The following is a 21,804-nucleotide window of genomic DNA, read 5'->3' as shown; positions in this document are numbered from 1 at the left end:
AGGTGATTGGTCGGTTCGTCGAGCAGCAGCATGTCGGGCTTTTGCAGCAGCAGCTTGCAGAGCGCGACACGGCGCTTTTCGCCGCCCGACAGATGTTCGATTTTCGCGTCCCACGCGGGCAGGCGCAGCGCGTCGGCGGCGACTTCGAGTTGTTGCTCGGGGCTGCCGCCGTCGCTCGTCGCGAGGATGGCTTCGTATTTCGCCTGATCGGCGGCGAGCTTGTCGAAGTCGGCGTCGGGTTCGGCGTAGGCGGCGTAGATTTCGTCGAGCTTCTTTTGCGCCTGGAATACATCGCCGAGACCTTCTTCGACGGCCTGACGCACGGTCTGCTGCGGATCGAGTTGCGGCTCCTGCGGCAGATAGCCGATGTTGAGGTTCGGCATTGGCTGCGCTTCGCCTTCGATGTCCTTATCGACGCCCGCCATGATGCGGATGAGCGTCGACTTGCCGGAGCCGTTCAGCCCGAGCAGGCCGATTTTCGCGCCGGGGAAGAAGGAGAGCGAGATGTCTTTCAGGATCTGACGCTTCGGCGGCACGATCTTGCCGACGCGGTTCATGGTGAAGACGTATTGGGCCATGTGGATTGTCTGTGATCGTTTGAAGATGCGAACGCCGTGCGCGGGCGGCGCGTGAGCCGGCGTTCGATGAATTCGTCTGCGCGCGATGATGCGCGTGCCCGCCGCGCTTTCGGGGCGCAGCGGGGTTGCGTGTCATTGTACTTCGGGCTTGCGCCGGGTTATCGCCCGCGCTATTGCCATGCGGCGACGCCGCCGTGCCGCGAGCACGTGCCGCTGTGGTGGCGGCTGAAGCTGTAGGTGCCGTCGCGGCATTGCGCGCTCGCGCGTTCGGGGACGGTGCCCGAGCGGGAGCGGGCGGGGGAATGGATGATGTTGCCGTCGCGGTTTTTGTAGTGGCCGTGATTGTCGAGGTCGGATTCGTCGGGTTGCTGCTGGTAGTTGCCGTTGTAATAGGCGTGGGCCGGCGCGTAGGGCAAGACGCTGGCCGTCAGCGCGAGTGCGCAACCGAGCAGGAACGTGCGGATCTTTCTATGTCTCTTCATTTTCTCTTGGCCTCTCATAGTTCTTATCGGCGATATTTCGCCATGCGCCGCCCATGAAAAAAAAGCGGAGTGCCATTTTTCAGGCACTCCGCTTTTCGAATCAACCGCTTTGACAGTCTTTGACTTGTCTTGTCGCGCCGCTTAGACGTTGAACAAGAAATTCATCACATCGCCGTCCTGCACCACATATTCCTTTCCTTCCGCCCGCATCTTCCCGGCTTCCTTCGCGCCTTGTTCGCCCTTGTACGCGACGAAGTCATCGAAGGCAATCGTCTGCGCGCGAATGAAGCCGCGTTCGAAGTCCGTATGGATCGCGCCGGCAGCCTGCGGCGCCGTGTCGCCCACATGAATGGTCCACGCGCGCACTTCCTTCACGCCCGCCGTGAAGTAGGTCTGCAGTCCAAGCAGCTTGAAACCCGCGCGAATCACGCGATTCAGCCCCGGCTCCGTCATGCCCATGTCGGCGAGGAAGTCCTGCTTGTCGGCGTCGTCGAGATCGGCGATTTCGGCCTCGATCGCCGCGCACACCGCGACCACCGGCGCATTCTCCGCCTCCGCATGCTTGCGCACCGCGTCCAGATACGGATTGTTCTCGAAGCCGTCTTCCTTCACGTTCGCGACGTACATCGTCGGCTTCGAGGTGATCAGGCAGAACGGCTTGATGAGCGCCTGTTCGTCGTCGTTCAGACCGAGGCCGCGTACCGGCTTCGCCTGATCGAGCTGCGCGCGCACCTTTTCGAGCACCGCGACGAGCTTCGCCGCTTCCTTGTCGTTGCCCGACTTCGCCGCCTTCGAGTAACGCGTAAGCGCCTTCTCGACCGTCGCCAGATCGGCCAGCGCCAGTTCCGTATTGATGACTTCGATATCCGCGATCGGATCGATCTTGCCCGCGACGTGAATCACGTTCTCGTCTTCGAAGCAGCGCACGACGTGCGTGATGGCATCCGTCTCGCGGATGTTCGCGAGAAACTGATTGCCGAGGCCTTCGCCCTTGCTCGCGCCGGCGACCAGCCCCGCGATATCGACGAACTCGACGACCGCCGGCAGGATGCGCTCCGGCTTCACGATTTCAGCCAGCGCCGTAAGACGAGCGTCCGGCACTTCGACGACGCCGACATTCGGCTCGATCGTGCAGAACGGATAGTTCTCGGCGGCGATACCCGCCTTGGTCAACGCATTGAAAAGAGTGGACTTGCCGACGTTAGGCAAGCCGACGATGCCGCATTGGAGGCTCATGGAATCCTTCGAACTGGTGAGACGGCGCTTCGTCGCGCGCATTCGTCAAACGATGCTCGCGAGGCGGCCAGCTTTGCGCGCCAGCGCCGGGGCCGCATCCGCAGCCGGGCAAACCGATATTGTAACGCCGCGCGGCATCAACGTTTCCGCGCCCGACGAGCGCCAAAACCCCCTCAACCCTCGCGGCTATAATGCCCCACATGACTTCGCATCCCTTGACCTTTCACGCGGTCGTCGTCGGCGGCGGGCTCGTCGGCAAGACGGCTGCACTCGCGCTCGCCCAGTCCGGCCTGCGCACCGCGCTGCTCGCGCCGCAAGCAGCGGGCTTGCCGCCCGGCGCCATCTTCGATTCGCGCATCTACGCGCTGTCGTCCAGTTCGCAGACCTTGCTCGAGCGGCTGCGCGTCTGGCAGGCGCTGGATCGCTCGCGGCTCGGTCCGGTCTTCGACATGCGCGTGTTCGGCGATGCGCACGCGGAGCTGCATTTCTCCGCCTTCCAGGCATCGGTGCCGCAGCTTGCGTGGATCGTCGAATCGACGTTGATCGAGCAGGCGCTCGACGCCGCCTTGCGTTTCCAGCCAAGTCTTTCGTGGTTCGAAGCACGCGCGCAGGGCATGACCGTCGAAGAAGACGCGGCTTTCGTCACGCTTTCGAGCGGCGAGACGCTGCAGACGGATCTGATCGTCGGCGCGGACGGCGCGCATTCCTGGGTGCGGGCGCAGATGGGCGCGAAGATGGAGCGCCGCGATTACCGGCAAACGGGCGTCGTCGCCAATTTCAAGGCGGAACGGCCGCACGGTGAAACCGCGTATCAATGGTTCCGCGACACCGAAATCATCGCGCTATTGCCGCTGCCGGGCGATCACGTGTCGCTCGTCTGGTCGGCGCGCACGCAGCATGCGGACGAACTCATCGCGCTCGATCCGGCGCAGCTTGCCGCGAAGGTCGAGGAAGCATCGCAACGCACGCTCGGCGCGCTCGAATGCGTGACGCCCGCGCAGGGCTTTCCGCTCGGGCTGCAGACGGTCGACCGGCTGGTTGCGCCGCGCGTCGCGCTCGTCGGGGATGCCGCGCATCTGATTCATCCGCTTTGCGGCCAGGGCATGAATCTCGGCCTGCGCGATGTCGCCGCGCTCGCGGATGTCATCGTGAACAAGGAAGCGTTCCGCGATCTCGGCGATCCGATCCTGCTGCGCCGCTACGAACGCGCGCGCCGTGAAGACATTCAGAAGCTGATGATCGTGACGGACGGCATGCAACGGCTCTTCTCCGCGCCCGGCACACTGGCCCGCGCGATCCGCAACACGGGCATGGCGTTCGTCGGGGCGCAGCCGCTTGCCAAGCGCTGGCTCGTGTCGGCGGCGCTCGGGTAAGCAGTCAACTCACATACAGCGGGGCGCGCCTGGCGGCGTCGCCCCGCATCTACGGAAAACGGCATGAAAACCACTCTTCGCCTGAGTCTCGCCACGGTCACGACGCTGGCTGTGACGCTCGGCCTCGGCTGTTCGGCGCAGGCCGATCAGACCACCGACAAGCTCAAATCGACGCTCGAATCGCGCATGGGCGATGCGACCATCAAGAGCATCGAGAAAACGCCCATTGCCGGGCTGTACGAAGTCAACCTCGGTTCGCAGATCATTTATAGCGATGCAGGCGGCAACTACGTGCTGCTCGGCGATCTCGTCGATACGCGCAACAGCAAGAACCTGACCGAAGCGCGGCTCGCTGAAACCAACAAGATCGATTTCGCAAAGCTGCCGTTCGAGAACGCGGTGAAGGTCGTGAAGGGCAACGGCAGCCGCAAGATCGCCGTGTTCTCGGACCCGAACTGTCCATACTGCAAGCAACTCGAGTCGACGCTGAAATCGATCGATAACGTGACCGTCTACACGTTCCTGTACCCGGTGCTGTCACCGGATTCGACGGCCAAGTCGAAATCGATCTGGTGCGCGAAGGATCGCGCGATGAGCTGGGAAGGCTGGATGCTCGACCACAAGGCGCCGGCGACCGCCGCCGCCTGCGACACCACCGCGATCGACAAGAACCTCAAACTCGGCCGCTCGATGAACGTGACCGGCACGCCGACCGTGTTCCTCGCCGATGGCCGCCGTCTGCCGGGCGCGGTGCCTGCGGATCAACTGGAAAAGGCATTGTCGGCGGTACGCTGAAGCCGGTGTAATCGACGGGAAGGAGGCGCGCGTGCGCCTCCTTTGGTTTTTCGGCCTGCCATTGCGTGCCATTGCGCACGCGCGTGTTGCAGCCCAAAAAAAGAACAAGGACTACGCGATGAATTCCCCGATGCAACCGGTGCGCTACAGCATCGTTCCGAAGAACCCGGCCGCGCACATTTTCGAAGTGACGCTCACCGTTGCCGAGCCGGACCCGGCCGGTCAGCGCTTCCTGTTGCCGGTGTGGATTCCGGGCAGCTACATGATCCGCGAATTCGCGCGCAACATCGTGACGCTGCAGGCGTTCAACGCGGCGGGCCGGCGCATCGCGATCGAGAAAATCGACAAGCACGTGTGGCAGGCCGCGCCGCACGACGGCCCGATTACGCTGCGCTACGAGGTCTATGCGTGGGACCTGTCCGTGCGCGCGGCGCATCTGGATGACACCATCGGCTTCTTCAACGGCACGAGCGTATTTCTCGCGGTGGAAGGGCAGTCGGCGGCGCCTTGTATCGTGGATATCCAGCCGCCCGCCGGCGGCGCGCTTCGCAACTGGCGCGTCGCGACGGCGCTCGGGGAATCGCGCGGAACGAAGCGCTACGGCTTCGGCAGCTACGAGGCGGCGAACTACGACGAACTCGTCGATCACCCCGTCACGCTGGGCGAATTCGCGCTCGGCGGATTCACGGCGCATGGCGTGAAGCATGACATCGTGATCGCGGGACGCGTCATCGGACTGGACATGCAGCGGCTCGCCGTCGATCTCAAGCGCGTCTGCGAAGCGCAAATTGCGCTGTTCGAACCGCGCACGAAGAAAGCGCCGATGGACCGCTACGTGTTCATGACGGTCGCCGTCGCCGACGGCTACGGCGGGCTGGAGCATCGCGCATCGACGGCGCTGATCTGCAATCGCGGCGATCTGCCGGTGCAGGGCCGCCCTGAAATGAGCGACGGATATCGCACGTATCTCGGTTTGTGCAGCCACGAATACTTTCATACGTGGAACGTGAAGCGCATCAAGCCGGCGGCGTTCGCACCGTACGACCTGTCGCAGGAGAACTACACGTCGCTGCTGTGGCTCTTCGAAGGCTTCACGTCCTATTACGACGATCTGATGCTCGTGCGCAGCGGGCTCATCAGCGCCAGCGACTACTTCTCGCTGCTCGGCAAGACCATCGGCGGCGTGATGCGCAGCAGCGGGCGATTGAAGCAATCCGTCGCGCAGAGTTCGTTCGATGCGTGGGTCAAGTACTACCGCGCCGACGAAAACGCGCCGAACGCGATCGTCAGCTATTACCAGAAGGGATCGCTGATCGGGCTCGCATTCGATCTCTCGATTCGCGCGCAGACCGGCAACCGGAAATCGCTCGACGACGTGATGCGCCTGCTCTGGCAGCGTTACGGCCGCGATTTCTACAACGGCAAGCCGCGCGGCATCCGCGAGGAAGACGTCGAAGCGCTCTTTGCCGAAGCGACCGGCGCCGATTTGCGCACGCTGTTTCGCGACGGCGTGCGCGGCACTCGCGATCTGCCGCTCGATGCGCTGCTGGAGCCGTTCGGCATCGCGCTTGCGCCCGACATGGCGACCAACGGCACGGCCGGCAAGCCGTCGCTCGGCGCGCGTGTGCGGGGCGGGGCGGACTGCACGGTCGCGGTCGTCCACGATGGCGGCGCGGCGCAAAAAGCTGGGCTGTCGGCGGGCGACGTGCTCGTGGCGATCGATGGCCTGCGCGTCACCGGATCGAATCTGGATGCGCTGCTGTCGCGTTATCTGCCGGGCGCGAAGGTCGAAATCCATGCGTTCAGACGCGATGAACTGCGTCGCGCGGAGCTGCGGCTCGACGCGCCGGAGGTCTCGCGTTACGTGCTGACTGCGATGGACGGGCGCGGTCCTTCGAAGCAATGGCGCGAGCGCTGGCTCCGGGGCTGAACGCCGATTGTTCTACCGGTGCAACGATCCTTCACGGTCGCGCGGCTTTTTCGCGGATGTCGAAAAACTGAGAATGCTTCCTGACGCGGGCGCTTCCGGTGCCCGGACCCATACAGGAAGGAAGACATCATGACGACGATTCTGCAAATCAACTCCGCTGCTCGTTCGCAAGGCGCTCAGTCGACGCTGCTCGCCGACGAACTAACCGCAAAGCTGCAACAAAGCAATCCGGGCGCGAAGGTCGTCGTCCGCAATCTGCTTGCGGACAACCTCCCGCACCTCGACGATGCGACGCTCGGCGCGTTCTTCACGCCCGCCGACCAGCGCAGCGCCGAACAGGCGGCGATCGCCGCGAAGAGCGACGCGCTGATCGCGGAGTTGCAAGCAGCGGATATCGTCGTGATCGCGGCGCCGCTGTACAACTTCGGCATTTCGTCGCAACTGAAGGCGTATTTCGACCAGGTCGCGCGTGCGGGCATCACGTTCCGCTACACCGCGAATGGTCCGGAAGGGCTCGTGAAGGGCAAGAAGGTGTTCGTGGTGTCGGCGCGCGGCGGCAAGTATGTCGGCACGCCGCACGACTCGCAGACGCCGTATCTGCAATCGTTCCTCGGCTTCCTCGGCATGACCGATGTGAACTTCATCTACGCGGAAGGCCTGAACATGGGCGCGGATGCGGCTGGCGCGGCGTTGGCGCAAGCGCGCGAAGCAATCGCGGCGCTGTAGGCCGGCGATACGCCGGTGCATGAAAAAACCCGCTGGGTCTCGCGACCGCAGCGGGTTTTTTACGTCGATGCGCTTACTCCGGCAATTGCCAGTCGATCGGCTTCCGTCCGTGCTGCGCGAGATACTCGTTCGCCCGCACGAAATGGCCGCATCCCAGAAAGCCGCGATGCGCCGACAGCGGCGACGGATGCGGCGCTTCGAGCACGCAATGCGCCTTCGCCGTTCCTTCGATCAGGCCGCGCTTCGCCTGAGCGTGCGCGCCCCACAGCATGAAGACGAGACCGTCGTGCCGAACGGCCATCTCGTGGATGAGCGTATCGGTGCATTGCTCCCAACCGCGTTTCGCGTGGCTGCCGGCTTTGTCGCGCTCGACCGTCAGCGATGTGTTCAGCAACAACACGCCTTGCCTGGCCCACGCATCGAGACAGCCGTGCGACGGCGCGGCGAATCCGAGGCTCGCGTGAATCTCCTTGAAGATGTTGCGCAGCGACGGCGGCGGGCGCACCGGCGCGGGCACCGAGAACGCGAGGCCGTGAGCCTGTGGCGCGCCCTTGTCCTCGCCGTGATAGGGGTCCTGGCCGAGGATGATCACCTTGACGTCTTCGGGACGCGTCAAGCGCAGCGCGCGGAAGACATCGGCGGGATAGACGGTCTTGCCGGCGGCGCGTTCCGCATCGACGAATTCGCATAACGCCGCATAGCGCGGGCTCTCGATGAACGCCTTCAGATGACGCCGCCAGTCGGCGGGCAGGGCGTCGAACTGACTTTCGAGCGTGGCGAAGCTCGATGCGCCGGACGCCTCGGCCACGCTTTCGGCTTCCGCAAAGAGAGAGGGCTGACGATTCATGCTTCCGCGTCGTTGAGGTTGCTCTCGGGCCGCTCGCGCAGCCGATACCCGCGCTGCGCCTTGCTGACGTCTTCAGGATCGAGTTCCGGAAACGCGCCGCGCAGTTCGGCGGCGAGCGTTTCGAGCGCGCTTGCATCGCCCGATTTCAGCTCGACTTCCAGTTCGCTGATTTCAGAGCGACGCGTTTCGCCATCGACGTCCGCGGTGATTTCACCCGAATCGAGCGCGACTTCGATCTGCGATCCCTCGCGCTCGACATCCCACACGATGCGCGTGAAATCGGTGCGAAAGAGCGCGATGAGATCCGGCGCGGCGGCTTGCAGCGCAGCGCGGGCGGCGTCGTCGTCGCAGGCGGCGAGGAGCGCATCGATTTCGAGCGCTTCGCCTTTGACCGGCAGTTCCCATTCGTGCCGGCTATGCATTCCGGCCTTGGCTTCCCCGAGCGTCTTGTAGGTTTGCAGCCATTGTTCCGGCGTGCGGCGCAGACGCAGCGCGGACTTCGCTTTCGCGAGCGTCAGCGACGGCGTGTCGAAGTAGACGTTGCCGAGCTTCATCGGCTTGCCCGCGCCGGTGCGCTCGTCGAAGAAACGTGCGACGTCGTCGTGCGACGACGGCGACAGCGCCAGTTTGATTTCCCGTTCGATACCCACTAGCCGCCCCGTTAGAAGAACATGCGGGCGAGTTCCGCGCCCGGATCGTCGGCGCGCATGAACGCTTCGCCGACGAGGAAGGTGTGCACGCGCATCGCGCGCAGCCGCTCGACATCGGCGCGCGACAGGATGCCCGATTCCGTCACGACGATACGATCGTCCGGCACCGATTCGAGCATGCCGATGGTCGTGTCGATCGTTGTCTGGAACGTGCGCAGATTGCGGTTGTTGATGCCGATGAGCGGCGTCTTGAGCGTGAGCGCGCTACGCAATTCGTCGGCGTCGTGCACTTCGACCAGCACCGCGAGTCCCAGCGAGTGCGCGTAGGCTTCGAGGTCCTGCATCTGCGAAAGCTCGAGCGCGGCGGCGATCAGCAGAATGCAGTCGGCGCCCATCGCGCGCGCTTCGATGACCTGATACGGATCGATGATGAAGTCCTTGCGCAACACCGGCAGGCTGCACGCGGCGCGCGCTTCCTCGAGATACGCGACGCTGCCCTTGAAGAACTGCACGTCGGTGAGCACGGACAGACACGCGGCGCCGCCTTGCTCGTACGAACGGGCGATATCGGCCGGCACGAAATGCTCGCGCAACACGCCCTTCGACGGACTCGCCTTCTTCACTTCGGCAATGACGGCGGCCTGATTCGCCGCATGCTTCGCGCGCAACGCGCCGACGAAATCTCGCAGGTCGCGTGCGCTCGCTTCGAGCTTCAACTCTTCGAGCGGCGCGCTTTGTTCGGCGGCGCGGATTTCCTCGCGCTTGACCCCGATGATGCGATCCAGAATGTCACTCATGTCAGCTTCCGTTTAACTTTTGAACTGCTGCGTGAACTTCACGAGCGTCTCGACTTTCTCGCGCGCCGCGCCGCTCGTAATCGCCTCGCGCGCGGCGGCCATGCCGGCGGCGATCGAATCGACGACATCGGCCGCATACAGCGCCGCGCCCGCGTTCATCGTGACGATCTCGCGTGCGACGCCCGCCTTGTTGTTCAGCGCGCCGAGGAGCATCGCTTTCGATTCCTGCGCGTCCTGCACTTTCAGTGTGCGGTTCGACACCATCTGCAGGCCGAAGTCCTCGGGATGAATTTCGTACTCGGTCACTTCGCCGTGCTTCAGCTCGCCGACCTTGGTCGCCGCGCCGAGCGACACTTCGTCCATGCCGTCCTTGCCGTACACGACGAGCACGTGTTTCGCGCCGAGCCGCTGCATCACGCGAACCTGGATGCCGACGAGGTCCTCGTGGAACACGCCCTGCAGCTGATGCGGCGCGCCCGCCGGATTCGTCAGCGGCCCGAGGATGTTGAAGATGGTGCGCACGCCGAGTTCGCGCCGCACAGGCGCGATGTTCTTCATCGCGGGATGATGATTCGGCGCGAACATGAAGCCCATGCCCGTCTCGTGAATCGATGCCGCCACCTGTTCGGGCGTCAGGTCGATGTTGACGCCGAGCGCTTCGAGCACGTCCGCGCTGCCCGACTTGCTCGATACCCCGCGATTACCGTGCTTCGCGACCTTCGCGCCGGCCGCGGCCGTGACGAACATCGACGCGGTGCTGATGTTGAAGGTATGCGAGCCGTCGCCGCCGGTGCCGACGATATCCACGAAATTGGAGTTGTCGTCGACTTCGACATGGTTCGCGAACTCGCGCATGACAGTTGCCGCCGCCGCGATTTCGCCGATGGTCTCCTTCTTCACGCGCAAGCCGGTGATGATCGCGGCAGCCATCACGGGCGACATTTCGCCGCGCATGATCGTGCGCATCAGATGCAGCATTTCGTCGTGAAAGATCTCGCGGTGCTCGATCGTGCGTTGCAGCGCTTCCTGTGCAGTGATGGTCATCGTTTTGCGCCCTTGCCTGCCGTGGTGTTCTTCACGAAGTTTTCGAGCAGGGCGTGACCGTGCTCCGAGAGAATCGATTCCGGATGGAACTGCACGCCTTCCACTTCCAGTTCCTTGTGACGGACACCCATGATCTCGCCGTCCGGCGTCCACGCTGACACTTCCAGACAGTCGGGCAAAGACTCGCGTTCAATCGCGAGCGAGTGATAGCGCGTCACGTTGAAGTGTTTGGGAAGATCGGAGAACACGCCCTTACAGTCGGTTTCAATCTGGCTCACCTTGCCGTGCATGATGGTTTGCGCGCGCACGACGCGTCCGCCGAATGCCTCGCCGATCGCCTGATGGCCGAGGCACACGCCGAGAATCGGCAGCTTGCCGGAGAATTCGCGCAGGACGTCGAGCGTGATGCCCGCGTGCTGCGGATTGCTCGGCCCCGGCGACAGGCAAATGCGATCGGGTTCGAGCTTCGCGATGTCGTCGAGCGTGATTTCGTCGTTGCGATAGGTGCGCACATCCTCGCCGAGTTCGCCGAAGTACTGGACCAGGTTATAGGTGAACGAGTCGTAGTTGTCGATCATCAGCAGCATGGTCTTGTCTCCTCAGAAGTCGCTGTCGAGGCCGTCTTGCACTTGCTCGGCGGCGCGCAACACGGCGCGCGCCTTGCTTTCCGTCTCTTGCCATTCGGACTCGGGGACCGAATCGGCGACGACGCCCGCAGCCGCCTGCACATACAGATTGCCCTTGTTGATGAGGCCGGTGCGGATCGCAATGGCGAGATCCATCTCGCCGCTGAACGACAGATACCCGACCGCGCCACCATACAGTCCGCGCTTGACGGGCTCGAGCTCGTCGATCAGTTCCATTGCGCGCACCTTCGGCGCGCCGGACAGCGTGCCGGCAGGGAAGGTCGCGCGCAGCACGTCGAAGTTGCTCACGCCGGGCTTCAGCTTCCCTTCGACCGAACTCACGATGTGCTGAACGTGCGAGTACTTCTCGATGATCATCTTGTCCGTCACGGCGACCGAACCCGTTTCCGCGATGCGGCCCACGTCGTTGCGCGCGAGGTCGATCAGCATGACGTGTTCGGCGACTTCCTTCGGATCGTTCAGCAATTCGGTGGCGAGTTCAGCGTCGCGCTCGGGCGTGTTGCCGCGCGGGCGGGTGCCGGCGAGCGGGCGGATCGTCACGATGCGATCCTCGGCGCGCTTTTCCTGACGCACGAGAATTTCGGGCGACGCGCCGACCACGTGCACATCGCCGCCGAAGTTGTAGTAGTACATGTACGGCGACGGATTCAGCGACCGCAGCGCGCGATACAGCGAGAGCGGATTGTCGCGGAACGGCTTGATGAGACGCTGGCCGACCTGCACCTGCATCAGTTCGCCCGCCGCGATGTATTCCTTCGCGCGTCGGACCGCGTTCAGATAATCCTCTTTGGCGAACTCGCGATAGGTTTCCGTACGCACGCTCGCGGATGTCACCGGCGGCTGCACGGTCGCGCGCAGCCGGCTGCGCAGTTCGCGCAGGCGATGCTTCGCCTTTGCGTAGGCTTCGGGCTTCGTCGGATCGGCGTAGACGATGAGATAGAGCTTGCCCGCGAGGTTGTCGATGACCGCGACTTCCTCCGTCAGCAGCAACTGGATGTCGGGCAGGCCGAGATCGTCGCGCGGCGCCGTGTTTGCCAGCTTCTTCTCGATGTAGCGCACCGCGTCATAGCCGAAGTAGCCGGCCAGACCGCCGCAGAAACGCGGCAAGCCCGGACGCAGCGCCACCTTGAAGCGCTTCTGGAAGCGCTCGATGAACGCGAGCGGATCGCCTTCGTCGGTTTCAGTCACGGCGCCGTCGGTGACGACTTCGGACACGCCGTTCTGCACGCGCACCATCGTGCGCGCCGGCAGGCCGATGAACGAATAACGCCCGAAGCGCTCGCCGCCAACCACCGATTCGAGCAGGAACGAGTTTGCGCCGTTGCGTTCGGGTTGCGCCAGCTTCAGATAAAGCGACAGCGGGGTTTCGAGGTCGGCGAGCGCTTCGGCGATCAGCGGAATGCGGTTGTAGCCTTCATTCGCCAGCGATTGGAATTCGAGTTCGGTCATGTTGCGATCCTTGATCGACGCGCGCCTTCATATGGAGATGCGGCGTCGGGAAGAACTGGGGCGCTGCGGTCGGCTTGTTTCTCGCGTTGTCGGCAGATGCGTCCGAGCCGCGCGGATGCGGTTCAGACGACGATCGGACCTTTCGCGGCAGCGCGCGGCCTGCGTCAGATGTGACGCACGGCAACGCATGCCAGGAAACGGCTCGATGGACCAATCAACGGAAACGGCGCGGGAATGCGCAGCGAAACAAAAAACGGATGCTGAAGCGAGTGCAGTAAGACGCGACATGGCTTCAGCGTACCTCGGGTGAGGTTAGCGCGACCAGCGACGCCAGGGCCAGGCTCCCCGGTCGATGCTGCTCAGACTCCGTTTTCTGTTGAGAAACATGAAAGATGGACTATTCAGTCAGAGTGGTGTCGGGCGGCGCCAGTGTCGCGGCGATCGCCATGGCTGCGGTGCGCAGCGTGGAAACTATACCATCGGATTTCACCGATTGCACTGCTTTCCCGTGGTTATAGCCATAGGGCACGGTAAGCGTCGCCATGCCGGCGGCGCGGCCCGCGAGCGCATCGTTCTCCGAATCGCCGACCGCGACGGTTTCGCGCGGCAATACGTCCAGGCGTTCGCAAGCGGTGAGCATCGGCAGCGGATCGGGCTTCTTCAGCGCGACCGAATCGCCGCCGAGAACGACCTTGAAATACTGCGCCACGCCGAAGTGCGACAGCAGTTCCACCGCGAACCGATGCGGCTTGTTGGTCACGCACGCGAGCGCGATGCCGAGTTCGCGCATCGCTTCGAGACCTTCCTTGACTTCGGGGAAGAGCGTCGAATGCTTCCCGTTGATCTTCGCGTATTCGCTTTGATAAGTGGCGAGCGCGTCGTCGAATTGCCCGGTGGCTTGCGGGTGCGGCAGACGGGCGGCCAGCACGCTGCGAATCAGGTTTTCCGACCCCTTGCCGATGTAGCCCACGACTTCCTCGCGCGTGACGAGCGGTTCGACGCCGATGCGCGCGAGCATGCCGTTCAGGGCGGCGACGAAGTCGTTGGCGGTATCGACCATGGTGCCGTCCAGGTCGATGATGGCCGCGCGAATCGGCCGGTTCGAAAAGGCGGGCAACGCCGCCGCGCTATCGCTCATTGCTGCGCTCCCGAGTTCGCCAGTTCCACACGCATCGCGTCGATCACCTGCTTATAGTCAGGCTTGCCGAAAATGGCGGAGCCGGCGACGAATGTGTCCGCGCCGGCCGCCGCGATTTCCGCGATGTTGTCCACTTTCACGCCGCCGTCGATTTCCAGATGAATGAGGCGGCCCGTGCGCTCGCGGTAAGCGTCGATGCGCGCACGCGCTTCGCGCAGCTTGTGGAGTGCCTCGGGGATGAACGACTGACCGCCGAAACCCGGATTGACCGACATGATCAGAATGAGATCGAGCCGGTCCATCACGTGATCGAGATAATTCAGCGGCGTCGCCGGGTTGAACACGAGGCCCGCCTTGCAGCCGTGATCGCGGATCAGCGACAGCGTACGGTCGATGTGATCCGAACCTTCCGGGTGAAAGCTGATCACATTGGCGCCCGCCTTCGCGAAATCGGGCACGATGCGATCGACGGGGCGCACCATCAGATGCACGTCGATGGGCACGTCCACGTGCGGGCGGATGGCCTCGCAGACCATCGGGCCGATGGTGAGGTTCGGCACGTAATGGTTGTCCATTACGTCGAAGTGGATCCAGTCGGCTCCGGCGGCGACGACGTTGCGGACTTCCTCGCCGAGCCGGGAAAAATCGGCGGAAAGGATGCTGGGAGCGATGTGAAATTGCGCCATGAGCGTATCTGATGTGAGGCCAGAATGCATGAAAGCCTGATGGCTCGCGGGCCAGCAGGCGCAAAGGCCGGCCAGCGTGCGGCCCCGGGTCCGAAGCCGTGATTCTAACTCGCGATTTTCCCGGCGTAAGTCGGCCGAATGGCCAGATGAACGCTGCCCGACGCGCTCAGCGCCCCGGATTCCGTGTTGCGGGCACGGGCTGCATCAAGCAGAATGCGTGACCAATAGCGGCACACCCGCTCGCTGTCTGCCGGCAGCGAAGCGACGAATTGAACTTGGAACGACGATGAGCCAGTACGAATTCAGCGTGTCCGTCGAGACGCGATATCTGCCCGAACAGTCCGATCCGGACAGCCGCCAATACGCCTTTGCCTACACGCTGACGATTCGCAATACCGGCCAGGTCGCGGCTCAACTCATTTCGCGTCACTGGATCATCACCGACAGCGACAACCACGTGCAGGAAGTGAAGGGGCTCGGCGTAGTCGGCCAGCAGCCGCTCCTGCCGCCCGGCGAGCGATTCGAATATACGAGTTGGGCGGTGATCGGCACGCCGGTCGGCACGATGCGCGGCGAATACTTCTGCGTCGCGGAGGACGGCGAGCGCTTCGAGGCGCCGATCGCCGAATTCGCCCTGCATATGCCGCGCACGCTGCATTGAAGCAACGATGGCAGCGGGCAGCGGAGCTTAACGGCGCTTGGCTGCGTCGTTCGCGCGGTTCTGGTGTTTCTTCTTGCCCGATGCCGTCCACGCGACAATGAAAATCAGCAAGCCGAGCGCCACGAGCGCCTCGAGCGCAAAAATCAGCATTGGATATTCGTCGAACAGATCAGACATGGCGGTTCCCATCAAGAACGAGCATTGTATGCGCAGTATCGTGCGAAGCGCGGCACGTGGAGCGGCCTGGGCCGCGTCGATCGCAGCGGCTGTCCTGCTCGCCTCGTGCGGTGGCGGCGGCGGTGGTTATGTGAAGCCGGGGCCGAGCACGGCCGGCGGCACGCCGATCACGACCGGGCAGCGCGCGTCATCTCGGCTTACGGCGGTGAGCTGGCAGCAGGTTCCCGGCTGGAACGACGATTCGCTGATCGGCGCGACCGCCGCGCTGCGTCAGAATTGCAGCCGGCTTGCGCGTCAGGCCAACTGGCAGAAGGCGTGCGCGGCGGCCCAGCGGCTGGACGACCTCGACATGTCGGAGGCGCGCAGCTTCTTCGAGACGTATTTCACGCCGTTCCAGCTAGCCAATACGGACGGCACGCTCGACGGCCTCGTAACCGGCTACTACGAACCGCTGCTGCGCGGTTCGCGCACGCGGCGCGGTGCGTATCAATATGCGCTGTATCGATGGCCGTATCGTTATAAACCCGGCGCCGCGTTGCCTGCGCGCGCTCAGCTCGAACGCTCCGGCGTGTTGAACGGCAACGAACTGGTCTGGGTCGACGATCCAATCGAAGCTTTCTTCCTGCAAGTGCAGGGCTCGGGGCGCGTCGTCATGGAAGACGGCAGCGTGATGCGTGTGGGCTTCGGCGGGACGAACAATCAGCCGTATCGGTCGATCGGCAAGGAGCTGCTCGATCGCGGCGAACTGACGCCCGCGCAAGCGACGATGCAAGGCATCAAGGCGTGGGCAAAGGCCAATCCGGCGCGCGTCGATGCGCTGCTCGACGTCAATCCGCGCTTCGTGTTTTTCCGCGAAATGCCTGCCGCCACGGCGCTGACGACCAGTCTCGGCGACGGTCCCGTCGGCGCGCTCGGCGTGCCGCTGACGCCCGAACGTTCGATCGCAGTCGACCCTTCCGCGATTCCGCTCGGCACGCCCGTGTTCCTCCAGACCACGCGCCCGCTCAGCAACCAGCCGATGAACCGGCTGGTGTTCGCTCAGGATACCGGCACTGCGATCAAGGGCGGCGTGCGCGCCGATTATTTCTGGGGCCTCGGCGACGATGCCGGCGACCTCGCGGGACGCATGAAGCAGGGCGGCCGGATGTGGCTGCTGATGCCTAACTCGTGATCGCGTGACTTACGGCTTCACGCCGCGCTTGTCCACCACACGCCGTGCTTTACCGACAGAACGTTCGATACCGTTCACCGGCAGCACGTTCACCACGGCGCTCACGCCGATCAGCGCCTTGATGTCGTAGGCGAGCGCACTCCTTGCGCTGTCCAGCGCCGCGACGTCGGGCGCCGATTCGGGACATGGCTCGCAATTGAGCGTGAATACGTCGAGCGGGCCGTCCTTCGTCAGCACGATCTGATAATGCGGCGCGAGTACCGGCCGCTTCAGCAAGAGTTCCTCGATCTGCGTCGGGAAGACGTTGACCCCGCGCACGATCATCATGTCGTCCGAGCGGCCGGTGATCTTTTCCATGCGGCGCATCGTCCGCGCGGTGCCCGGCAAAAGTCGCGTGAGATCTCGCGTGCGATAGCGGATGATCGGCAGCGCTTCCTTCGTGAGCGACGTGAACACCAGCTCGCCGAACTCGCCGTCCGGCAGCACTTCGCCGGTGTCGGGATCGATGATCTCGGGGTAGAAGTGATCCTCCCAGATCGTCGGGCCGTCCTTCGTTTCGGCGCACTCGGACGCCACGCCTGGCCCCATTACTTCGGATAGACCGTAGATGTCGACGGCATCGATGCCCATGCGCTGCTCGATAGCATGGCGCATGTCGTTCGTCCACGGCTCCGCGCCGAAGATGCCGATGCGCAGCGAACAGCTCGCCGGCTCGATGCCTTGCCGCTCCAGCTCGTCAGCGATGGAGAGCATATAGCTCGGCGTCACCATGATGATGTCGGGCCGGAAGTCCTGAATCAGTTGGACTTGCTTCTCGGTCTGACCGCCGCCGAACGGAATGACCGTCAGTCCCGCGCGCTCGGCGCCATAGTGCGCACCGAGCCCGCCGGTGAAAAGGCCGTAGCCGTAGCTCACGTGGACCTTGTCGCCGCGACGGGCGCCCGCGGCTCGGATCGAACGGGCGACGAGATCCGCCCAGGTGTCGATGTCCTTCGCTGTATAGCCGACGACGGTAGGCTTGCCCGTCGTACCGGACGAAGCGTGGATGCGCGCGACGCGCTCTTGCGGCACGGCGAACATGCCGAACGGATAGTTGTCGCGCAGGTCCTTTTTCGTCGTGAAGGGGAAGCGCGCGAGGTCCCCAAGCGACTGTACGTCGTCGGGATGGACGCCCGCTTCATCGAACTTGCGGCGATACACAGGCGAATTGTCATAGGCGTGTCTGAGCGTCCATTTCAGACGCTGCAACTGAAGCGCGACGAGTTCGTCGCGGCTCGCCTTCTCGATCGCTTCGAGCGGCAACGGTGTAGTCATCGATGTCTCCTTCATGCTCGCTATGCGGCGCGGTCGTTGCCGCGTCCGGCTGATCGATCGGTTCGGTCAAGTGGGAATCACGGTGCCCTTGATCTGGGCCGACTTGCCGCGAAACATCGCGACGGCTTCGCCTTCGCGATTCGTGACGCGGATATCGTAGATGCCGGTGCGCCCGCTCAATGTCTGCTCCACCGCCTCAGCGGTCAGGCGATCGCCGCCGTGCACGGGCCGCAGGAATTCGATCGAACATCCCGCCGCCACCGTGCTGACGTTATAGGAGTTGCACGCGAAAGCGAATGCGGAATCCGCCAGCGTGAACATCAGGCCGCCGTGGCAGATTGCGTGGCCATTGAGAAAGTCCGGGCGCACGTTCATCTGAAGCCGCGCATAGCCGGGCCGCACTTCGACTAGCTCGATGCCTAGCGCACGCGAGCAGGCATCCGCTTCATACATGGCTTTGGCCGTAGCTTCGGCGAGTTGTTGAGGCGTCACGCAAGTCTCCCTGATGGATTCAAAGGCCTTCGAAGCGCGGTGCGCGCTTTTCCTTGAATGCGGCGACGCCTTCGATGTAGTCAGGCGATGCACCGAGTTCGCGCTGCACGTCGCGTTCGAGGTCGAGTTGCGCGTCGAATGTGTTGGCCGCGCTCGCACGCATGGCCTGCTTGATCGCGGCAATTGCGCGCGCGGGCTGCTGGGCGAGTTGTGCGGCCAGTTGCGCGGCGGCGTGCTGAAGTTCCGCATCGTCCACGACGCGCCACACGATGCCCCACGCTTCGGCCTTCTCCGCGCCGAGCTTGTCGCCGGTCAGCGCCAGCCCCAACGCACGCGCTTCACCGACGCGGCGCGGCAAGAGCCACGTTCCGCCCGAATCCGGCACGAGGCCGATCTTTACGAACGCCTGGATGAAGCTCGCCGAACGTGCCGCGAGGACGAGATCGCAGGCCATCGCCAGGTTCGCGCCCGCGCCTGCAGCCGTGCCGTTGACCGCTGCGATGACGGGCAGCGGCGTCGCTTGAAGGCGGCGCACGAGCGGATTGAAGTGAGCGTCGATCAATTCACCGAGGTCGGACATCGAACCCGGCGTGAAGTTGAGATCGGCAAGGTCCTGCCCGGCGCAAAACGCGCGCCCCGCGCCGGTCAGGACGATCGCGCGCGCGTTCTCCGCCTCCGCTTGGTCGAGCGCCTGGCTCAATTGGCCGTGCATCTCGCGTGTAAAGCTGTTGAGCTTGTCAGGACGATTCAGCGTGATGGTCGCGACGCGCGTATCGCTATCGATTTGAAACAGAACGGACTGCTCGGACATGGCATCTCCTCTGACACGGGCCGCGTTTGAGTTCGTCACATGCGGATACTAGACGCGCGGCCCGATGCTTTCCATTCGGCCGAAAGGCATAAGCCGATTGCACGACCTCGCCTTTCCGTCGTTTTGCTTATGCCGTTTGGCCGGCTTCCGCAGGCGCTGCCTTGGGCGCAACATGCACTCGACTTTGAACGACCCGGAAGCGGTTTGCGACGAAGGCGGCATCGGCGAGAGCGGCATTTGCGGCCGGATTTGCGCCGGTGCCGTGGAAGTCGGAGAACGCTGCGGACTGGTTGACAAAGACGCCGCCCGTCAGATTGATCGAGAGCGCGACGCCACCGCGTATCGCGGCTTCATGGGCAGCGTCGATCGCGGCGTCGTCCGTGCTGTAGACCGACAGCGTCAGCGCGCCGTGCTCCTGCGCGATGGAGCCGGCGAGGTCGAGCGATTGCGTCGTGGAATCGGTGGCAATCACGAACGCGATAGGTCCGAACCATTCTCTCGTGAACGTGGTTTCGTGATCGCGTGCGTCGAGCTTGAGCAGCAGTGGCGTGTGAACTCGCGCCTCCGGGAAGGCGGGATGCGTGAGCGTCTGGCTATCGAGCAGCACGTCGCCGAGCGCGCGTGCTGCAGCGATTCGCGCCACGATGCCTTCGTTCTGAATCGCGCCGGTCAGTTCGACGGCACGGGCGGCATCGGAAGTCAGCTTCTCGACGGCGCCGGCGAGCGCCTTCGCGACTTCGTCGAAGGTGAGTTGGCCGTCGGGGGTGCGGATGCCGTCGCGTGGCACATAGATGTTTTGCGGCGCGGTACACATCTGGCCGGAGTACAGCGCGAGCGAGAACGCGATGTTGCGCGCGGCGGCTTTCATGTCGTCGACGGAATCGATGACGATCTGATTCACGCCCGCTTTCTCCGTGAAGACCTGCGCCTGGTGCGCGTTGCGCTCGAGCCAGGTGCCGTTCTGCGTGCTGCCGGTGAAATCGATGAGCTTGATTTCCGAACGCACGGCGAGTTGCTGGACGAACGGGCCGTCATTCGGCTCGGTGGCGAGCAGCGTGACGACGTTCGGATCGAAGCCGGCTTCGCGCAGGACGTCACGAGCGATGCGTACGGTGATCGCCAGCGGCAGGATTGCGCCGGGATGCGGCTTGACGATAACGGTGTTGCCCGTGGCGAGGTCGGCGAAAAGGCCGGGATAACCGTTCCACGTCGGAAACGTGCAGCAGCCCAGCACGAGACCGGCGCCGCGCGGAACGATGCTATAGCGCTTCTGCATCGCGAGCGGCGGGTTCTTGCCTTGCGGCTTTTCCCAGTGCGCTTCGGCCGGAATGCGGCGCAGTTGGTCCCACGCGTAGACGACCGCCTCGAGCGCGCGGTCTTGCGCGTGCGGGCCGCCAGCTTGGAAGGCCATCATGAACGCCTGGCCAGTCGTGTGCATCACGCTGTAGCCAATCTCGAAGCTGGCGCGATTCAGCCGTGAAAGAATCTCGAGGCTGACCCCGACCCATGCTTGCGGACCGGCGGCGCGCCACTGCTTCTGAGCCTGAATCGAGGCTTGGATGAGCGCGTCGGAATCGGCCTTCGGATACTTGATGTCGAGCGCAACCCCGAACGGCGACCGCTCCGCGCCGACTGTTTCGCCCGTCGAGGGTTGATCGAGCTCGAAGGTCTTGCCCAGATGCGCCTTGAATGCCGCTTCGCCGTCCGCGCTGGCCGTTTCCCCGTACACTTTGGGACTCGGCATTTCGGCAAACGGGCTCCAGTAGCCACGCGTTTCGATGGCGGAGAGCGCTTTGTCGAGCATCGCTTCATGCTTCGTGAACAAGGAATGTGTCATGGTCGGAAGAGAGATTGATGAGCGGCTGGTCGATTAATTAACCGACCGGTTGGTTGGTGATGGTAGCATTATCGAGATGATGTACAAGAAGGTCCTTCACTAGGACTTACCAGAGGATCGCCAGGAGGAGCGAATGACTTACGAGAACGTGCTGGTAGAGACACGCGGACGAGTCGGACTGATCACGCTGAATCGCCCGAAGGCGCTGAATGCGCTCAACGACGCGCTGATGGACGAGCTCGGATCGGCGCTGAAAGCCTTCGATGCCGACGAGAATATCGGTGCGATCGTGCTGACCGGGAGTGAGAAGGCATTCGCTGCGGGCGCGGACATCGGCATGATGGCCGGCTACTCCTATATGGACGTCTACAAGAACGACTACATCACGCGCAACTGGGAGACCATCCGCTCGATCCGCAAGCCGGTGATCGCGGCGGTGGCGGGTTTCGCGCTTGGCGGCGGCTGCGAACTGGCAATGATGTGCGACATCGTCATCGCCGCCGATACGGCGAAGTTCGGACAGCCGGAGATCAAGCTCGGCGTGATTCCGGGCGCGGGCGGCACGCAACGCTTGCCTCGCGCGGTATCGAAGGCGAAGGCGATGGACATGTGTCTGACCGCGCGCATGATGGATGCGGTAGAAGCGGAGCGCGCCGGACTGGTGTCGCGTATCGTCGCCGCCGATCGTTTGCTCGATGAGGCGGTGGAGGCGGGGACGATCATCGCCGGCTTTTCGCTGCCTGCGGTCATGATGGCGAAAGAGGCAGTCAATCGCGCATACGAAACGACGCTGGCGGAAGGCGTCCATTTTGAGCGGCGTCTGTTTCATTCGCTGTTCGCAACGGAAGATCAGAAAGAAGGCATGACGGCATTTGTGGAGAAGCGAAAGCCGCTTTTCAAACACCGATAGAAAACCCTTGCATATTGCGCTTGGGCTAACTAGAATTCCGTTCCTTCGCGATT

The 21,804-nt window shown here is 63.7% G+C and carries 22 protein-coding genes; 7 read left to right on the top strand and 15 right to left on the bottom strand.

The window, feature by feature from the left end; genetic code table 11:
• The 3 genes from BG57_RS28640 to ychF form a co-directional block, all read right to left on the bottom strand.
• On the bottom strand, positions 1-578 hold a 578-nt coding region (locus BG57_RS28640), incomplete at its 3' end, for an ATP-binding cassette domain-containing protein (protein WP_152562736.1).
• A gap of 170 nt (positions 579-748) precedes the next feature.
• Entirely contained in the window at positions 749-1,060 is a 312-nt protein-coding gene (locus tag BG57_RS28635; protein WP_035970314.1) for a DUF3761 domain-containing protein, read from the bottom strand.
• 141 nt (positions 1,061-1,201) lie between these two features.
• The gene (gene ychF, locus BG57_RS28630) at positions 1,202-2,296 is read right to left on the bottom strand and encodes a redox-regulated ATPase YchF (protein WP_035970320.1); all 1,095 of its coding nucleotides are present in this window, start codon (positions 2,294-2,296) and stop codon (positions 1,202-1,204) included.
• Positions 2,297-2,496: 200 nt separating this feature from the next.
• On the opposite strand from ychF, the gene BG57_RS28625 reads away from it, so the two are divergent.
• The 4 genes from BG57_RS28625 to BG57_RS28610 all read left to right on the top strand — a co-directional run bounded on the left by BG57_RS28625 (position 2,497) and on the right by BG57_RS28610 (position 7,120).
• Complete coding sequence (locus BG57_RS28625) at positions 2,497-3,669, top strand: UbiH/UbiF family hydroxylase (RefSeq protein WP_035970313.1); 1,173 nt, start codon at positions 2,497-2,499, stop codon at positions 3,667-3,669.
• Positions 3,670-3,732: 63 nt separating this feature from the next.
• Positions 3,733-4,464, top strand: a complete 732-nt coding sequence (locus BG57_RS28620; RefSeq protein WP_035970312.1) for a DsbC family protein — start codon at positions 3,733-3,735, stop codon at positions 4,462-4,464.
• A 130-nt stretch (positions 4,465-4,594) separates the two neighbouring features.
• A complete protein-coding gene (locus BG57_RS28615) occupies positions 4,595-6,394 on the top strand; it encodes a M61 family metallopeptidase (RefSeq protein ID WP_035970319.1) in 1,800 nt (599 codons plus the stop codon).
• Positions 6,395-6,523: 129 nt separating this feature from the next.
• Positions 6,524-7,120 (top strand): FMN-dependent NADH-azoreductase, encoded by a 597-nt coding sequence (locus BG57_RS28610; RefSeq protein ID WP_035970309.1) that lies wholly within the window; start codon positions 6,524-6,526, stop codon positions 7,118-7,120.
• Between the two features lie 73 nt (positions 7,121-7,193).
• Here BG57_RS28610 and BG57_RS28605 read toward each other — a convergent pair whose 3' ends face one another.
• The 8 genes from BG57_RS28605 to rpe all read right to left on the bottom strand — a co-directional run bounded on the left by BG57_RS28605 (position 7,194) and on the right by rpe (position 14,378).
• Positions 7,194-7,967 (bottom strand): uracil-DNA glycosylase, encoded by a 774-nt coding sequence (locus BG57_RS28605; RefSeq protein WP_035970307.1) that lies wholly within the window; start codon positions 7,965-7,967, stop codon positions 7,194-7,196.
• Positions 7,964-8,617, bottom strand: coding sequence for a CYTH domain-containing protein (locus BG57_RS28600; protein ID WP_035970306.1), 654 nt, complete (start codon positions 8,615-8,617; stop codon positions 7,964-7,966). Before BG57_RS28600 ends, BG57_RS28605 begins: the two co-directional genes overlap by 4 nt.
• 11 nt (positions 8,618-8,628) lie before the next feature.
• Positions 8,629-9,414, bottom strand: a complete 786-nt coding sequence (gene trpC / locus BG57_RS28595) for an indole-3-glycerol phosphate synthase TrpC (protein WP_035970305.1) — start codon at positions 9,412-9,414, stop codon at positions 8,629-8,631.
• Between the two features lie 12 nt (positions 9,415-9,426).
• Complete coding sequence (gene trpD / locus BG57_RS28590) at positions 9,427-10,458, bottom strand: anthranilate phosphoribosyltransferase (protein ID WP_035970303.1); 1,032 nt, start codon at positions 10,456-10,458, stop codon at positions 9,427-9,429.
• A complete protein-coding gene (locus BG57_RS28585) occupies positions 10,455-11,045 on the bottom strand; it encodes an aminodeoxychorismate/anthranilate synthase component II (protein WP_035970301.1) in 591 nt (196 codons plus the stop codon). Before BG57_RS28585 ends, trpD begins: the two co-directional genes overlap by 4 nt.
• Positions 11,046-11,057: 12 nt before the next feature.
• Positions 11,058-12,554 (bottom strand): anthranilate synthase component I, encoded by a 1,497-nt coding sequence (gene trpE / locus BG57_RS28580; RefSeq protein WP_035970300.1) that lies wholly within the window; start codon positions 12,552-12,554, stop codon positions 11,058-11,060.
• 397 nt (positions 12,555-12,951) lie between these two features.
• A complete protein-coding gene (gene gph, locus BG57_RS28575) occupies positions 12,952-13,692 on the bottom strand; it encodes a phosphoglycolate phosphatase (RefSeq protein ID WP_035970298.1) in 741 nt (246 codons plus the stop codon).
• Complete coding sequence (gene rpe / locus BG57_RS28570; RefSeq protein WP_035970297.1) at positions 13,689-14,378, bottom strand: ribulose-phosphate 3-epimerase; 690 nt, start codon at positions 14,376-14,378, stop codon at positions 13,689-13,691. The genes gph and rpe overlap by 4 nt, the downstream gene beginning before the upstream one ends.
• Positions 14,379-14,664: 286 nt before the next feature.
• On the opposite strand from rpe, the gene apaG reads away from it, so the two are divergent.
• Complete coding sequence (apaG, locus tag BG57_RS28565) at positions 14,665-15,039, top strand: Co2+/Mg2+ efflux protein ApaG (protein ID WP_035970296.1); 375 nt, start codon at positions 14,665-14,667, stop codon at positions 15,037-15,039.
• A gap of 97 nt (positions 15,040-15,136) precedes the next feature.
• The gene (mltA, locus tag BG57_RS28555) at positions 15,137-16,387 is read left to right on the top strand and encodes a murein transglycosylase A (protein ID WP_174447253.1); all 1,251 of its coding nucleotides are present in this window, start codon (positions 15,137-15,139) and stop codon (positions 16,385-16,387) included.
• Between the two features lie 9 nt (positions 16,388-16,396).
• Here mltA and paaK read toward each other — a convergent pair whose 3' ends face one another.
• From paaK to paaN, 4 genes are all read right to left on the bottom strand, one after another.
• Positions 16,397-17,701, bottom strand: a complete 1,305-nt coding sequence (gene paaK, locus BG57_RS28550; protein ID WP_035970316.1) for a phenylacetate--CoA ligase PaaK — start codon at positions 17,699-17,701, stop codon at positions 16,397-16,399.
• A 66-nt stretch (positions 17,702-17,767) separates the two neighbouring features.
• Positions 17,768-18,154, bottom strand: a complete 387-nt coding sequence (gene paaI, locus BG57_RS28545) for a hydroxyphenylacetyl-CoA thioesterase PaaI (RefSeq protein ID WP_229754127.1) — start codon at positions 18,152-18,154, stop codon at positions 17,768-17,770.
• Between the two features lie 58 nt (positions 18,155-18,212).
• A complete protein-coding gene (gene paaG, locus BG57_RS28540) occupies positions 18,213-19,004 on the bottom strand; it encodes a 2-(1,2-epoxy-1,2-dihydrophenyl)acetyl-CoA isomerase PaaG (RefSeq protein WP_035970294.1) in 792 nt (263 codons plus the stop codon).
• A 127-nt stretch (positions 19,005-19,131) separates the two neighbouring features.
• Positions 19,132-20,841, bottom strand: coding sequence for a phenylacetic acid degradation protein PaaN (paaN, locus tag BG57_RS28535; protein ID WP_035970292.1), 1,710 nt, complete (start codon positions 20,839-20,841; stop codon positions 19,132-19,134).
• 133 nt (positions 20,842-20,974) lie between these two features.
• Here paaN and BG57_RS28530 point away from each other — a divergent pair, with 133 nt between their 5' ends.
• On the top strand, positions 20,975-21,751 hold the full coding sequence (locus BG57_RS28530) for an enoyl-CoA hydratase (protein WP_035970291.1): 777 nt from the start codon (positions 20,975-20,977) through the stop codon (positions 21,749-21,751).
• The last annotated feature ends 53 nt before the right edge of the window (positions 21,752-21,804 follow it).

The organism is Caballeronia grimmiae, from assembly GCF_000698555.1.
GTDB classification, from domain to species: Bacteria; Pseudomonadota; Gammaproteobacteria; order Burkholderiales; family Burkholderiaceae; genus Caballeronia; species Caballeronia grimmiae.
Note: the sequence above shows the minus strand (reverse complement) of the source record. Positions and strands in the feature narration are given on the sequence as shown.